Below are 15,495 nucleotides of genomic sequence, written 5' to 3' on the forward strand. Positions count from 1 at the left end.
AGCCACACGCCTAAGACAGTGCCAAACCTATGCAGGGAAAAAATGATGAATACTAATAAATCTAAAATTGCGCTGCTTCTAGCAGCAGGTGCTGTCTCTATGGCCCTTACAGGCTGTGGTGGCGACGATGGTAACGACGGTAATCCTGGCAATCCAGGTGGCCCAGCAGCTGATTACATCAACACGCTTAACCTAAAGGTGACTGACGTCACTTACACTGATGGCGTACCAACCATTAATGTTTTTGCGACAAACGAAGAAGACCTCCCAGTTGTTGGTCTTACCGCGCTTGAAGTGAAAAAAGTGGTACAACTTATTCCACAGGGTGCTACTGGTGCGGGTAATAGTGCAGAGTGGCAATACATTGGCTCACAAAAAGAATTTGAAGATCAAAAGAATGGTAACTATAGCTTTACCATTCCTGTTGAAGGCTACAACTCTGAGCTAACTCAACGCTATAACGTCATTGCAAGTGCTTCAACCCTCGCTGACGGTACGACTACAGTACCTCGCACTGAGCTGTCACAAGACTTCTCAGGCGAAGGCTACGAAGCGACATACACTAAAGATGTTGTTGCGACTGCAAGCTGTAACTCATGCCACGCTGAAGGTAAGAAAATTTACCACGGCTATACCACTTCAGAAACCTGTGCTGCTTGTCATACACAAGAGATGGCTGATGAAAAAGGCAAACCTCAAGTTGCTTACAATCACTTAATCCATAACGTACACAACAATGCCAAGATGTACGGCAGAAACATGGACAAGAGTGCCGATAAAGCCAACGCAATCGTGCAAGATAACTGTACGACTTGTCACGTAGCACCAGAAGAAGGCAGCGACGAGTTAAGCGAATGGGGTAACTGGTCACGCGTTCCAACCATGGAAACCTGTACTAGCTGTCACGTTAACATTGACTTTAAGGCTGGCCAAGGTCACTCACAGCAAGCTGACAACTCAAACTGTATCGCCTGTCATAACGCAAGCTGGACAGAAGAGTTGCATACTGAAGGTTTTGCACAAAAGAAAGCTTTCATCGAGCAGTATGGAATGGAAGCTAGTTTGTCTGCATTAAAAACTGACTCAGGTAGTGATACAACTCTAAGTGTTACGATTACCGATGCCTCAGGTACTGCAATTGATGCAACAACTATTGTGGACAAGATTGAACAACTTGAAACCATCACCAATGTTGGACCGAATTATCCTGTAATGGGTTACAAAACTAATCCAATAAACGGTACCGAGAAAGTTATTATTAACTTAACAGAGACTGATATTGTTGATGGTAAGTTCGTAACGGTAATCAAAGATCTACCTTACGGTGATGCAAAAACAGATACTGACACCGCGTTCAGTTTAATCGGTCTATCTCTATGTAATGATGGTGAGACGGCAGTTAAGTGTGAAGAAGGTGTATCACATACTAGTATGAAGGCCGCTATGGCACATGGCACCTTATCTGGTCAAGCGCCAAGCGTACGCCATACCGATTCAGTTAACTTTAAAGCGTGTGAAAGCTGTCATGCCACCGAATGGGAACTTCACGAAAAGTACCATGCTGGTTTTGTGATGACAGAACAGCTTGGCCGTGAAAATGCTGACGGTGAAATGGTTGTTGGTGTTGACGCTTGTGCAACTTGTCATACTCCTGACGGAGTCGGTTATTCTGGAAACTCATTAGCACTAGAGATGAGACTGCATAAGACACATAGCCAAGGTGACTACGCAGTTATCGCAGGCATGAACTGTGATCAATGCCATAGCGACTTCAATCGTGACGCATTCAAGAAGAAAGGTGCTATCGAAACATCTAGTGGTGCATACAGCACACCTATTGCAGCAACCTGTGTGTCTTGTCATAGCTACAACATGGACAGCTTCAAAGCCCACGCAGAAGGCCAAGGCGCGATTGTTAATAACTCTGAAATGACAAAACAACAAATTAGCGATGCAGCTCAGCTAGAAACCTGTTTCTTCTGCCACGCGCCTACTCCAGGCGATCACACTGCGGTAAAGATGTAATTTGCGCAACACTCAATGACTCTCGTTGTTAACGACTTAGTTAACGCTTGAGTCCAGAGTTTTGAAAAAAGGGGGAGGCCTCTCCCCCACTTTCTCTTCAAAATTGTGCAAATTTAGGAAGCTATTATGAAGATCACTAAAAAATTAAAAACCCTACTGCCAGCCTTGATGGCGACGGCTGTACTGTCACTAGGTTTTGCTCAGACGGCGACTGCGTCAAAGTGGGATGCTAAGATGACGCCAGATGAAGTTGAAGCCACACTGGATCAGAAATTTGCTGAAGGTAAGTACTCACCAAAAGGTGCTGACTCTTGCCTTATGTGCCACAAAAAATCTGAAAAAGTGATGGACCTATTTAAGGGTGTTCACGGCTCAGTTGATTCAAGCAAGAGCCCTATGGCTGGCCTTCAATGTGAAGCGTGTCACGGCCCAATGGGTAAACATAACCGCGGCGGTAACGAGCCAATGATCGCTTTTGGTCCTGATTCAACACTGAGCGCTGAGAAGCAAAACAGTGTTTGTATGAGCTGTCATAAAGACGACAAGCGTATGGATTGGAATGGTGGACACCACGACAATGCAGACGTTGCTTGTGCTTCTTGTCACTCGGTACACACAGCCAAAGACCCTGTTCTTTCTAAGAACACTGAAATGGAAGTGTGTACTAGCTGTCATACTCAGCAAAAAGCGGACATGAACAAGCGTTCAAGCCATCCAATGAAGTGGGCGCAAATGGTGTGTAGCGATTGTCATAACCCACACGGCACCATGAGTGATTCAGATTTAGTTAAGCCTAATGTTAACGAAACCTGTTATTCATGCCATGCAGAGAAACGCGGCCCAAAACTGTGGGAGCATGCACCCGTTACTGAAGACTGCGTGACATGCCACAACCCACACGGCAGCGTTAACGAAGGCATGCTAAAGACTCGTGCTCCACAGCTTTGTCAACAGTGCCACTCATCGGCACATAGCGGTCAAGCGCTATTTGGCAACACTGAACAAGGTTCAACTGTTGGCGGTAACGCAATGACTGGTGGACGTAGTTGTTTGAACTGTCATAACCAGATCCATGGTTCTAACCATCCATCTGGCCAACTATTCCAGCGCTAACGGAGACGAGAAGATGAAATTCAAATTAAATTTAGTCACGCTCGCTTTGCTTACCAACGCCGGAATGTTTATGTCTGGTGCAGCTATCGCAGCTGATGGTTATGGCATTCAAAATGCGAACACCGAAAAAGTAAAATTCGACAAGTGGGTGTGTAAAAACTGTAAAGTCGAAAAAGGCACTGTAGGTACTGTTGGCGTAGGCGCGGGTTATAGCGACAGCGATGATATTCGCTCCGCGAATGCCTTTGCAACTGAAGGTGGCTTTGTCGGTAAAGTTGACGCTGATGTGAAATACACTGGCGAAAATGGCTACCAAGCCACTATCGAAGCTGACAATTTAGGCATGGAAAATGGTCGTGCCGAGATTAATGTCGGTAAGCAGGGTCAATACAACTTGAACCTAAATTACCGTCAAATCAAAACTTACAAAACCGATGAGGCGATGAGCCCTTATCAAGGTATTGGCGGTGATGATCTAACGCTTCCTGGCGATTGGGTTCATGCCGGTAGCACACAAGACATGACCAGCTTGTCTTCAAGCTTAAACCCACTTGAGCTTTCACTTAAGCGTGAACGTGCTGGCTTAGGCTTTGACTATACGTTTTCAAATGAGCAAGGTGAATCATTATGGAGCACCTACGTTAATTATCAACGTGAAGACAAAACTGGTCTTAAACAAGCATCTGGTAGCTTTTACAACCTGTCAATGATGCTTGCTGAACCTGTGGATTACACCACAGATACTGTTGAAGCTGGCGTACGCTTCTCTGGAGACAACTGGTTTACTTCGGTTAATTATAACGGCTCTATCTTCAAGAATGAGTATAGTGAACTGTCGTTTGAGAATGCGTTTAGCCCAACCTTTGGCGCGCAAACTACTGGCTACATGTCACTCGATCCTGATAACGAAGCCCATACGGTATCTGTTCTTGGTCAATATGTTGCTGGCCGAACAGTGATGAATGGCCGTTTTTACTTAGGCCAGATGACTCAAGATCAAGACTTCAATACATCGGGTTATGGTTATCAATTGCCAAGTGAATCACTTGACGGTCGAGTCGACACGCGCGGCGCCACCCTAAAAGTGGTTTCTCGTATTAATCGTCAACTGCGTTTAAACGCAAGCTATGATTATAGCGACCGCGATAACAAGACCAATGTTGAAGAGTGGACGCAGATCAGCATCGATTCTACTACGGGTCAAGCGGCTTACAATACGCCATACGACATCACCACTCATAAAGCTAAACTAGGTGCAGACTATCGTCTTGCTCGCGGCCACAAGCTTGAAGGTGGCTTTGACTACCGTAAGGATGAGCGTAGCTATTCAGATCGTGAAACCACTGATGAAAGTACACTTTGGGCTAAATACCAGCTCAGTGCTTTTGCCAACTGGAACATGTGGATTAAAGGTAGCTACGGTCAACGTGATGGTTCTAAGTATCAAGCGTCTGAGTTGACATCTGATGAGTCAAACGACCTACTGCGCAAGTATAACCTTGCCGATAGAAACCGTACTCAAATCGAAGCACGTGTTACCCATAATCCAACTGATAGCTTAACGCTAGACTTTGGTGCTCGTTATGCGCTTGATGATTATAACGAAACTCAAATCGGTCTGACCGAATCGAAAGATATGAGTTATGACGCTAGTGTCAGTTACCTAATCAATGATGATATGACAGTAACGGCTTTCTATAACCGTCAGAACATAGATTCAGATCAAGCAGGTAGCACTAACCTTGGTGCACCAAACTGGTATGGTGTAGTTGAAGATCAATTCGACATTATCGGTGCAGGCTTTAGCTACAACAACTTGATGGAGCAAAAGCTACGTCTAGGTGTTGATTACACATACTCAGACTCAAACAGTAACACTCAAGTCACCCAAGGTATCACCGGTGATTATGGTGATTACTACGCTAAAGTGCATAACGTCAATGTTTACGCCTTATACAAAGCAACAGAGAAAATGGATCTGCGCTTGGACTATAAGATGGAAAACTATAAAGACAACGATGCAGCAAATGACATTGCAGTAGATGGCATTTGGAACGTGTTAAGCTTTGGTAATAATAGCCACGACTATAATGCACACCTCATCATGCTTAGCATGAGCTACCGTTTGTAATTCAAGTAAACCTCGGTACATCAAAAAACCCGCTTAATGCGGGTTTTTTATTGCCTATAATCGTCGCTATTGTCTTCGTGCTTGGCTTCTCTGTGTGACCGTTGCAAAAAATTTACATCAACCATAACTCTTCCATAAGTGCTTATCTACCATGAAGCGCTTCGCTTTCACCGAGTTCTCGGAGGAAAAGCTTAAAGATAAAACTCAACGAACTTAGCTTTTGTCTTCGTGCTTGCCCTCTCTGTCTTTCATGGATAGCCACTTTTGCCCTAATACTGTTTAGCTAGCGCAGACACTATAGAGTGACCAGTCAGCCCAAACACCGCAAACAATTAAGTGAAACCCCAAACAATTAAATGAAGTCCAGAACAATTAAGTGAGCTCGATCACCGCAAAGATAAAAATTCGCGCTAAAAGCTCGCGTCATCTCCATTCAACTTGAACTTATCACTGCTTTAGTAGATCTTAATATCATCATATTCATTTAAAGACTTCTCATGACTCGTTCAACATCTATTTATAAAGCTGCTCTTCTTACAATCTTTATTGCACCACTTCCCGCATTTGCTATGGCGTCTGACACCACCAACGTGTTGCTGCTCGCTATAACACTTGGCGGTTTCAGCTTGTTTAATTTACTGCTCAATGCATTGTTTTACTTTACGGGTAAATATCACAGCCGTAACTTTGCCAAAATGCATACGCTTGTCGCCATTATCCCGTCGGTTATTGCGTTGTTTGTCGCCCTAATCTACTTCGATACTGCTGGTGCTATTTCGATGAATATTGGTGTGATTATTATTGCCATCGGACTGAGCTTATTACCACTTCAACTGAACTTGTCAGCCACTAAAGCACCGACTAAAAACAGTGCGTTAATTATTGCACTCGCCGCTATCTCGCTATTAATCGCTGCTTATTTCGTTACACCTATCGCCATTTTTGCAATTGCATGCGCCCATGTCGCCTTGATTAGCCAAGCCGACATTAAAGTGAAGTTCTTAAGCCTATCAACCCTTGCTATTGGCTACGGTTACCTAGGCTATTGGGCTTACCAAATCATTCAATATAGCTAGGTAACTAGCAGCAAAACCAAAATTAAATACTATGCCTAACGAACCTAGTTTCACACAACTTCAAGTAGATATTGCACGATGCCAGATTTGCGCAAAGGCTTTGCCGCTTGAGCCTAGGCCTATTGTTCAGTTAGGCAAACAAGCCAAAATCCTGATAGCAGGCCAAGCACCAGGACAAAAAGCACATGATAAAGGCCGCCCCTTTGATGATGCTAGTGGCGAGCGCCTGCGGACATGGCTTGGTGTGACTAAAGCACAACTTTACGACCCTAACTTGTTTGCCATTTTACCTATGGGCTTTTGTTTTCCCGGTAGTTACACCACTGCCGATAAAAAAAGTGGTGATAAACCACCCCGTCCAGAATGTGCCCCAAAATGGCGCGCCGATGTATTAAAACAACTTGAGCAGATTGAGCTCACTCTAATAGTTGGAAAATATGCTATTGAGTGGCACCTAAAGCAGAATCTTAGCGTCACTGAGTCGGTAGCTAACTGGCACACATTGTGGCCAAACACCTTAGTGATGCCGCATCCCAGTCCAAGAAATAATATTTGGCTTAAACGAAACCCTGATTTTGAACAGCTGATTATCCCTCAATTACAAAAGCGTGTTGCCCTGTTAATTGCCGCAAGCCAAACGCAGCGCACAAATGCCTATCAAGCTCACAAATAACTTATAAAGTAATGCCACATTTCATCAGTTTAAGGCACTGTAGCAATACTTTACGCCGATCACCATTAGGCAAAAACGTCGATTATTTCAAGCATTAGTGAGGCTAAACGTGTACTTTTTAGATGGTTCTTTGGCACGGCAAATCGTTAAGCGCACCATGAAGATCATTGGTCACAATATTAATGTGATGAATAATCATGGCGTGATTTTGGGTTCGGGTGAATCCCACCGCATTGGTGCTATCCATGAGGGTGCACTACTTGCGATTAGCCAGCAGCGAACTGTTGAGATCAGCACACAAAGTACTGGCACGCTACAAGGTGTTAAGCCAGGAATTAACCTGCCCCTGCACTATAAAGGCGAGATTATTGGCGTAATAGGCATAACCGGCGAACCTGAAAAATTACACAGTTATGGTGAGCTACTCAAGATGACTGCTGAAATTATTGTTGAGCAGGCCAATACGATAGAACAAGCTCAATGGCAGTATCGACAAAAAGAGGAGTTGATCATTGAGTTGATTAAATCGGAAGGGCCATTTACGTCTCATCAGCGTAACTGGGCTTCTCAGCTTAATATCGATCTTGATGCGCCCCGTGTGGTTGCCGTTATTCAAGTACAGACTGATGAAGAGGAAACCGCGGCTAACTCGATGCTAAAGCAAGTATTGCACCTGCTGGAGAACCCATCGCGCGGCAATCTAGTGGCGATGACGTCGATGACTGAACTCGTCATTTTAAAACCTGCTTTCCTCGATGGAAAGTCCTGGGATCCCGAGCTTGAAAGTGAACGTATCGATCAACTCCTCAGCAGGCTTCCTAAAGAGTTCAATCGTCGTCTTAAGATCGCACTCGGACATTTTTTTCCTAAACCACAAGAGATTAATCGCTCCTACCAGACGGCATTAGAAACCTTGGCCATTGGCCAACAGATGCAGCCCGAACACAGTAAATACCTTTACGAAGACTATTCGCTACAGGTGCTATTATCCGTTCTGAAAGATAATTGGCGTGGTAAAGAACTGCTCTGCCCCTATCAAGCACTCATCAAGGCTGATAAAAATGGTCAATTGATAAAAACGCTGACCGCTTACTTGCAGCACTTTGGCGACCTGCAACTGTGTGCTAATGTTCTCTTTATTCACCGAAATACGCTACGCTATAGACTCGACAGGATCCAACAAATAACCGGCACAAATATCAATCAACTCGATGGATTATTGCAACTGTATATTGGCCAGGTGGTACTAAGAAAATCTCAAACGATAGGAGCTGTATGACCTTAACCTCTGCACGTAAACGTGGTTTTACCCTCATTGAAATAGTCGTGGTGATCATAGTACTAGGGGTTTTAGCGGTTATCGCCTTACCCAAGTTTGTTAATTTTCACGCCGACAGTAAAGTCGCAGTGCTAGAGGGTATCGCTGGAGCGATGAAAAGCGGTCTTGATTTAGTCCATAGTAAAGCGATGATTGAAGGGGAAAATGTCGGTTCTGGTAGCATTGAATATGCAGGAGTCACTATTCCGCTTTACAATGGCTACCCTGCAGTCGATGGTAACGATAGCTTCGATGAGCTTAATCGTCAGGTTCGTGCTTGGCTTGATATCGATTCAGTATCACTGACCACCATTAAACTTGATAATGATGCTGCGCCTTTCTTTGTCGACAAATCGAGCCCCAACAATCAGATTTATATATTTTTCTCCGAAGATCTTAATGATAAAAGCGTCAGCTTTAACTGTCATATTCGTTATGAAAATGCCATAAACGCCACAGAGCCCGTTATCACTGTCAAGCACAGTGATTGTTAATATAAAAGCTTTAAATAGAAAGCGTTAAATAAAACTCTAACTCAAAAAGCCCTCTGCGCCTCAATTGTGCATCCGCACAAAATATTTGTATTCATCTCATCAAAATTCGTGAACATCGCCAAAGAAATATTCCTTTCACCGCCGCATAATATTTCGGCCTGAAATACCTTGGTCAGCACTGTCGAAACGGTGCGCCAACCTGGCTAAAACAACAATACCTTACATATAAAAATACCCATACAGGGATCCCCTATGAGCTTAGTACTGATCTTACTGGCTGTAATTGCGTTTATCGTTATCGCCACCTCTAAATACAAACTACACCCTTTTTTAACGTTAATTCTCGCATCGTTTCTAGCGGCCTTTGCCTACGGCCTGCCGAGCGCTGATATCGCCAAAACCATCACCTCAGGTTTCGGCGGGATCTTGGGCTACATCGGTCTCGTCATCGTCTTAGGTACCATCATAGGCACTATTTTGGAGAAAAGCGGTGCGGCAATAACCATGGCTGACGTGGTGATTAAGGTTCTGGGCAAACGTTTCCCAACGCTAACCATGTCGATTATCGGTTATATCGTGTCTATTCCTGTGTTTTGTGACTCAGGCTTTGTCATTTTAAACTCACTTAAACAGTCGATGGCAAATCGTATAAAGGTGTCGAGTGTTTCTATGAGCGTGGCATTAGCTACAGGCTTGTATGCGACTCATACCTTTGTGCCACCAACGCCTGGTCCAATCGCCGCTGCAGGTAACTTAGGTCTAGAGTCAAACTTAGGTTTGGTAATTTTCGTCGGGATCTTTGTTGCAGCAGTTGCTGCTTTAGCCGGTACACTGTGGGCCAACCGTTTTGCCAATACCCAACCTGATGGCGAAGGTGCAGAGGAGCTGTTAACTCAAAAGGATAACTTCGAAGAGCTTAAGCAAACCTACGGTACGCTTCCAAGCCCGACTCGTGCATTTGCGCCGATTTTTGTGCCAATTTTCCTTATCTGTCTAGGATCGATTGCTAACTTCCCCTCTGCGCCACTTGGCGATGGCATGCTTTTCGATATCTTGGCCTTCTTAGGGCAGCCAGTTAATGCCTTGATGATAGGTTTGTTGCTGTCTCTGTCTTTATTAAAGAGCAAGGATAAGATTAAAGAATTTAGCGACCGGATCAGTCAAGGCTTAGTGGTTGCTGCGCCTATTTTATTGATCACCGGTGCAGGTGGTGCATTTGGCGCCGTGCTTAAAGCCACCGACATCGGCACCTTCTTAGGCGAATCACTGTCTGCATTAGGCATAGGGATCTTTATGCCATTTGTCGTTGCTGCAGCCCTTAAATCGGCGCAAGGCTCTTCTACCGTTGCCTTGGTCGCGACCTCGGCTCTGGTTGCGCCAATGCTAGGTGATATCGGCCTTGCCAGTGATATGGGCCGCGTATTAACAGTGATGGCCATTGGTGCAGGTGCAATGACAGTTTCTCATGCCAACGACAGCTTCTTTTGGGTCGTTACGCAGTTTAGCCGCATGAGTGTTAAACAAGCTTACAAAGCCCAAACCATGGCAACCCTGATTCAAGGTGTTACGGCTATGGCTTTGGTTTACCTACTAAGCTTAGTGTTACTTTAACGCTCTTTGTTCGATACAAATAGGCAAGCCTTGAACGTCTTGCCTACTGTACAGACATGAATCCACACTAGCATCATTACAAGTCTGTTAGCCCTTTTTTAGCCTGACTCGTTTTATAGGAATACTGCATGAAAATTGTGATTGCCCCCGACTCTTTCAAAGAAAGCCTCACAGCAATGGAAGTGGCCAATGAGATCGAGCGAGGATTTCGCACGGTTTTGCCAACAGCCGAGTACATTAAAGTCCCTGTCGCAGATGGTGGCGAAGGCACGGTACAATCCATGGTGGATGCAACCCAAGGCTCTATCGTTGAAATAAATGTGACGGGGCCTCTGGGCGATCGCGTGGCCGCTTTCTACGGTATTTTAGGTGAGGGTTACCAAGGCAGTAAAAAGACCGCTGTAATTGAAATGGCCGCCGCCTCTGGCTTGCATTTAGTCGCACCAGATAAGCGCAACCCACTTATCACCACCAGCTACGGCACAGGTGAGTTAATTGTCGATGCATTAAATCGCGGTATCGAACATATTATTATCGGTCTTGGCGGCAGCGCGACTAACGATGGCGGCGCTGGTATGGCTCAGGCCATCGGCGCGCATTTACTCGATAGTGCAGGCAAAGCGCTCTCACCAGGAGGCGCTGCTTTAGCTGAGCTAGTCAGTATTGATTTAACCGACTTGCACCCGCTTATCAAAAAATGCTCTTTTGAAGTGGCTTGCGATGTTAACAACCCGCTTTGCGGTGACAAAGGCGCATCGGCAATTTTTGGCCCACAAAAAGGCGCTACGCCAGCAATGGTTAAGCAGCTTGATGGCACGCTTAGTCACTACGCCGACATCATAGCTAAAAGTGGGTTCACAGATAATCGCGACTATGCCGGAGCGGGCGCCGCTGGAGGCATGGGCCTAGGGGTAATGACCTTTTTAGGTGCAGAGCTTAAACCTGGCATCGACATCGTTATGGAAACAGTTAGTCTCAAAGATCTGGTTATAAACGCGGATTTAGTCATTACCGGCGAAGGGCGACTCGACAGCCAAACCTTACACGGCAAAACACCTATGGGCGTTGCAAGTGTCGCCAAAGCGCAAGGTATTGCGGTTATCGCCATTGCCGGCTGCGTGAGTGATGATGCTAACATGTTACTTGAGCATGGCATCGATGCACTGTTTTCAATTACGCCAAGAGCCCTGCCCCTTGCAGAGGTGTTAAGCAGCGCTAAACACAATCTCTACAGCACTGCGACGAATGTAGCGGCGCTATACGCGCTATCGGCGGCGAAATAAGCTGAGCGACCCGCGAGTACCGTTCACTTAAAGAAGTAACTCAGAGAGTTTGATAACTTTAAAAGATAAGAGTCGGCCACTGAGAACATGAAGACCACGAAGCAATACTGTCCGAGTTTTTCTTCGTGCCCTCTATAAAGTAAGCGAAGCAAATGAAGTGTTCGCTTCGTGGTTTATAAGCTTTTAAAGCCAAGATCCCTGCTTAAACTGGGTTCTTGGCTTTTTGTTTACGAATCAAGTTTGGCTTAACTTACCGACATTGGCGCATAAGTTTTTTGTTTTTAGTGACCACATGAAAACGCCTTGCACTTAAGAGAAATCTATCCATCTATATCTCGGCGCTTTACAGCAACCAAGATGCCCACTTTATTTTTCTACTTGATGCGCTATACAGCATAAAGTAAAGTGACCGTCCGTTTTGACCGTCCGTTTCGAAAAGCTGTTCAGCTCAGAAAGCAGCGTGATTAGTAGAGAAAGTTAGCCCCATGACAGCAAGAAAAGCCACCGCTTCAGAAGAGGCATTACTGCGAATTTTTACGGTTCCAGAAGCCCCAAATTCAACCCTGAGTGTAATTGAGCAGAATATTTCACAGAATTTAATGGGTTTCTTGCAAGAAAGTGTGGTCACGGTAGAGAAACCCCTCACAGAAGTTGAACTTGATTTTCAGCAGTATCATATTCCGGCTGCGCCGCAATTTGTCTCTGACTACGCCGACAATATGATGCAAACGCTGGTTGCACATTCGGTGCATACCTCTGCGCCAAGTTTTATTGGCCATATGACCTCTGCATTGCCCTACTTTGTATTACCTCTGTCTAAGATGATGGTAGGACTGAACCAGAATCTGGTAAAAATTGAGACATCTAAAGCCTTCACGCCACTTGAACGCCAAGTGCTCGGCATGATGCACCATCTTGTTTATGCCGAGAATGAATCGTTTTACCAAAGCCAGATGCACAGCGCCGATGTCTCTTTAGGCGCATTTTGCTCCGGCGGAACAGTCGCTAACATTACCGCGCTATGGACAGCACGAAACCAACTGCTTAAAGCGGATGGCGACTTTAAAGGCATCGCCAAGCAAGGGCTGCTCAAAGGGTTACGCCACTATGGCTATGACGATTTAGCCATTTTAGTGTCTGAGCGCGGACACTACTCGCTGGCTAAAACCGCCGACCTACTCGGTATTGGCCGAGAAAACATTATTCAAGTACCCACATCAAACGATAACAAGGTCGATGTGGTTAAGATGCGTGAAATAGCTAAGCAACTTGAACAAGATAACATTAAAGTCATGGCAATTGTCGGCGTTGCAGGTACCACTGAAACCGGCAATATCGACCCGCTAAATGCATTAGCCGATCTAGCCGCTGAGCTAAATTGTCACTTTCATGTTGATGCAGCTTGGGGCGGCGCGAGCTTACTATCCAATAAGTATCGTCACCTACTTGCAGGTATTGAGCGGGCTGATTCAGTCACCATCGATGCCCACAAACAGATGTATGTGCCTATGGGCGCTGGCATGGTGCTCTTTAAAGACCCGACCTTTGCTAATGCCATTAAGCACCACGCCGAGTATATTCTGCGTCAAGGCTCAAAAGATTTAGGCAGCCAAACCCTTGAAGGCTCACGCCCGGGAATGGCGATGCTAGTCCATGCTTGCCTTACCGTGATAGGCCGTGAAGGCTATGAGATTTTAATCAACAACAGCCTTGAAAAGGCGCGTTACTTTGCCGATTTAATCACCAATGAAACCGACTTTGAACTGGTATCTAAGCCTGAGCTTTGCCTGCTCACCTACCGCTACGTTCCACAATCAGTGCAAATCGCTATGGCTAAAGCGCGTGAAATAGGCGATATAGCCTCGCTCACTAAGTTTAATGCGCTACTAGACGGTCTCACTAAGTTTGTGCAAAAAACTCAGCGTGAACAAGGTACCTCGTTTGTATCGCGTACCCGTATTAATCCTGAAAACCACCTGCTAATGGATATCAAAGCCGTGGTATTTAGAGTGGTGTTAGCAAACCCGCTAACTAGCCATGAAATTTTACAACAGGTGTTAGCGGAGCAAGTAGAAATAGCCAATAGCGAAACGCAATACTTGCCCGAGCTACTTACGTTGGCACAAAGCTAACCTTGTAAAAAAGTTAACATTAGGAAAAAGCTAACAACAGTTAACGATTAATTCAGTCGCGATCTGGTTAGCAGGCAATATCCAACCTTGAACTTAACATGATTTCCAGGTTGGATTTATTCTTAGAATTAAAGCCACTTACGCCAGTAAAACAAGCCCAAGAGCAGCCCCATAATACCAGTGCACATCCCGACTACAATCCAAAATGCCAACTTATACTCCACACCGGGCATTCCCCCAACGTTGATGCCCATCAAACCGGTAAAAAAGCCTAAGGGTAAAAAAACCGCAGCGACAATCGTTAACACGTAACTGCGCTGATTCAAATCATCAGCAACTTTACTTGCCAATTCATCATGAGCCATACTGGCTCGCTCCTTTACCGCATCAATATCCTCAATATGACGGATCTGACGCTCTGCAATGCTCCGAAGGTTAAGCCGATCCAACTCATTGAGCCAGCTTAACGGCTCAGAAATCAAGCGATTCAGAGCTTCTCGCTGTGGAGCAATATAACGCCGGATCCCTATACTTTGTTTGCGCACTCGTAATAGCGCACTACGGATATCTTTAGGCTCGCCTAAAAACAATTCATCCTCAACCGTCAACAAATCATCTTCGAGTAGATCGACTGTATCGGTCGTTCTCCTCACTATGCGCTCTATCCAACTAACTAACAATGCAGCGATATCCTTTGGGCCAACATGTTCTGCTAAGTCGCTAGTCAAATCTCCGGTGGATAATAAAATTCGCTTTCGAGTACTGATCAATACGCGGCCATTAGTCCATATTCTTACAGAAACCATATCCTCAGGTTCAGCTCCAGGATTAAGATTTACACCGCGTAATATAATGAGCAGATTTTCGCCACGAGTGAGCACGTGAGGTCGATTACCTTCACTTAAGAGTCCATCGACAGCAACTTCATTTAAACCACTGCAGTCTTTAATCCATTGCTGTGCTTCAGGTTCATCATAATCAAAATGCAGCCAAAGATGTTCTTGACTCGGGGTAACGTCTAAGACTTCCCGCCAAGCAATGTTGGTCGCCCCGCCCTTGCCATCCAGCTTTAATGCGTGGATCAAACCCTTTGGTTCTTTTTCAGAATCAATCATCTGCAGCATATTATTAAATTCCAAATAAAAAACTAAACTAAATATTTTGATTATCGAAAGCTTGCACCAAAATAAGTCTAGTTGCTCTGCCATAACATTTATTAGTTAAAGCATGATATATCAATCCTATCAAGTAACACCCAATATTCAATTGCTTGCGCTAACGTATTTACCCTCATGCATTGATACTTATGCATTGATACTCATGCATTGATACTCATGCATTGATACTCATGCATTGACTATCAGACCATGCTAGTAAAATCGATAGTTAACCAAATCGATAATGAGTTAAATAAATCGTTTATTAAATCAACAGTTAGCTAAATCGAGAATGGATTAAGTCTAGAATGAACTAAGCCGAGAATTAGCCGTTCTTGCGTAGCTTGCCCATTGCATAAAAGTCATTGAAAAATGCTCAATTGACTCCCAGCTTATTACGCTTCAACCTTTTGTTAAATATGAGCAAAGATAGAAACTGTCAACGATTGCATAAATCAGACACATCAAGGATAGATAAGGGT

General features: G+C 44.8%; 11 protein-coding genes. 10 read left to right on the top strand and 1 reads right to left on the bottom strand.

Annotation, left to right across the window (positions count from 1 at the left end):
• The first annotated feature begins 42 nt into the window (after positions 1 to 42).
• From ACVBIU_RS08655 to panP, 10 genes are all read left to right on the top strand, one after another.
• Positions 43 to 2,025: an OmcA/MtrC family decaheme c-type cytochrome gene (locus ACVBIU_RS08655; RefSeq protein WP_447163533.1), complete on the top strand. Its 1,983-nt coding sequence runs from the start codon at positions 43 to 45 to the stop codon at positions 2,023 to 2,025.
• Between the two features lie 126 nt (positions 2,026 to 2,151).
• Positions 2,152 to 3,138 (top strand): DmsE family decaheme c-type cytochrome, encoded by a 987-nt coding sequence (locus tag ACVBIU_RS08660; RefSeq protein WP_447163534.1) that lies wholly within the window; start codon positions 2,152 to 2,154, stop codon positions 3,136 to 3,138.
• 13 nt (positions 3,139 to 3,151) lie between these two features.
• A complete protein-coding gene (locus tag ACVBIU_RS08665) occupies positions 3,152 to 5,269 on the top strand; it encodes an MtrB/PioB family decaheme-associated outer membrane protein (protein ID WP_447163535.1) in 2,118 nt (705 codons plus the stop codon).
• Between the two features lie 497 nt (positions 5,270 to 5,766).
• Positions 5,767 to 6,345, top strand: coding sequence for a hypothetical protein (locus ACVBIU_RS08670; RefSeq protein ID WP_447163536.1), 579 nt, complete (start codon positions 5,767 to 5,769; stop codon positions 6,343 to 6,345).
• Positions 6,346 to 6,376: 31 nt separating this feature from the next.
• Positions 6,377 to 7,018 (top strand): uracil-DNA glycosylase family protein, encoded by a 642-nt coding sequence (locus ACVBIU_RS08675; protein WP_447163537.1) that lies wholly within the window; start codon positions 6,377 to 6,379, stop codon positions 7,016 to 7,018.
• Positions 7,019 to 7,127: 109 nt separating this feature from the next.
• Entirely contained in the window at positions 7,128 to 8,297 is a 1,170-nt protein-coding gene (locus ACVBIU_RS08680; protein WP_447161573.1) for a sugar diacid recognition domain-containing protein, read from the top strand.
• The gene (locus ACVBIU_RS08685) at positions 8,294 to 8,830 is read left to right on the top strand and encodes a prepilin-type N-terminal cleavage/methylation domain-containing protein (protein ID WP_447163538.1); all 537 of its coding nucleotides are present in this window, start codon (positions 8,294 to 8,296) and stop codon (positions 8,828 to 8,830) included. The genes ACVBIU_RS08680 and ACVBIU_RS08685 overlap by 4 nt, the downstream gene beginning before the upstream one ends.
• Positions 8,831 to 9,082: 252 nt before the next feature.
• Positions 9,083 to 10,441: a GntP family permease gene (locus ACVBIU_RS08690; RefSeq protein ID WP_447163539.1), complete on the top strand. Its 1,359-nt coding sequence runs from the start codon at positions 9,083 to 9,085 to the stop codon at positions 10,439 to 10,441.
• A gap of 128 nt (positions 10,442 to 10,569) precedes the next feature.
• Complete coding sequence (locus ACVBIU_RS08695; protein ID WP_447163540.1) at positions 10,570 to 11,724, top strand: glycerate kinase; 1,155 nt, start codon at positions 10,570 to 10,572, stop codon at positions 11,722 to 11,724.
• A 485-nt stretch (positions 11,725 to 12,209) separates the two neighbouring features.
• A complete protein-coding gene (gene panP / locus ACVBIU_RS08700; protein WP_447163541.1) occupies positions 12,210 to 13,856 on the top strand; it encodes a pyridoxal-dependent aspartate 1-decarboxylase PanP in 1,647 nt (548 codons plus the stop codon).
• 128 nt (positions 13,857 to 13,984) lie between these two features.
• Here panP and ACVBIU_RS08705 read toward each other — a convergent pair whose 3' ends face one another.
• Positions 13,985 to 14,980: a zinc transporter ZntB gene (locus ACVBIU_RS08705; RefSeq protein WP_447163542.1), complete on the bottom strand. Its 996-nt coding sequence runs from the start codon at positions 14,978 to 14,980 to the stop codon at positions 13,985 to 13,987.
• Positions 14,981 to 15,495: the final 515 nt, after the last annotated feature.

It is taken from the genome of Shewanella sp. 30m-14, from assembly GCF_052977125.1.

Excerpts from the sequence above, each read along its gene's own strand:
- ACVBIU_RS08660 (WP_447163534.1), top strand. The coding sequence starts at position 2,152 with ATGAAGATCACTAAAAAATTAAAAACCCTACTGCCAGCCTTGATGGCG.
- ACVBIU_RS08690 (WP_447163539.1), top strand. The coding sequence starts at position 9,083 with ATGAGCTTAGTACTGATCTTACTGGCTGTAATTGCGTTTATCGTTATC.
- ACVBIU_RS08655 (WP_447163533.1), top strand. The coding sequence starts at position 43 with ATGATGAATACTAATAAATCTAAAATTGCGCTGCTTCTAGCAGCAGGT.
- ACVBIU_RS08670 (WP_447163536.1), top strand. The coding sequence starts at position 5,767 with ATGACTCGTTCAACATCTATTTATAAAGCTGCTCTTCTTACAATCTTT.
- panP (WP_447163541.1), top strand. The coding sequence starts at position 12,210 with ATGACAGCAAGAAAAGCCACCGCTTCAGAAGAGGCATTACTGCGAATT.
- ACVBIU_RS08675 (WP_447163537.1), top strand. The coding sequence starts at position 6,377 with ATGCCTAACGAACCTAGTTTCACACAACTTCAAGTAGATATTGCACGA.
- ACVBIU_RS08695 (WP_447163540.1), top strand. The coding sequence starts at position 10,570 with ATGAAAATTGTGATTGCCCCCGACTCTTTCAAAGAAAGCCTCACAGCA.
- ACVBIU_RS08705 (WP_447163542.1), bottom strand. The coding sequence starts at position 14,980 with ATGCTGCAGATGATTGATTCTGAAAAAGAACCAAAGGGTTTGATCCAC.
- ACVBIU_RS08665 (WP_447163535.1), top strand. The coding sequence starts at position 3,152 with ATGAAATTCAAATTAAATTTAGTCACGCTCGCTTTGCTTACCAACGCC.
- ACVBIU_RS08685 (WP_447163538.1), top strand. The coding sequence starts at position 8,294 with ATGACCTTAACCTCTGCACGTAAACGTGGTTTTACCCTCATTGAAATA.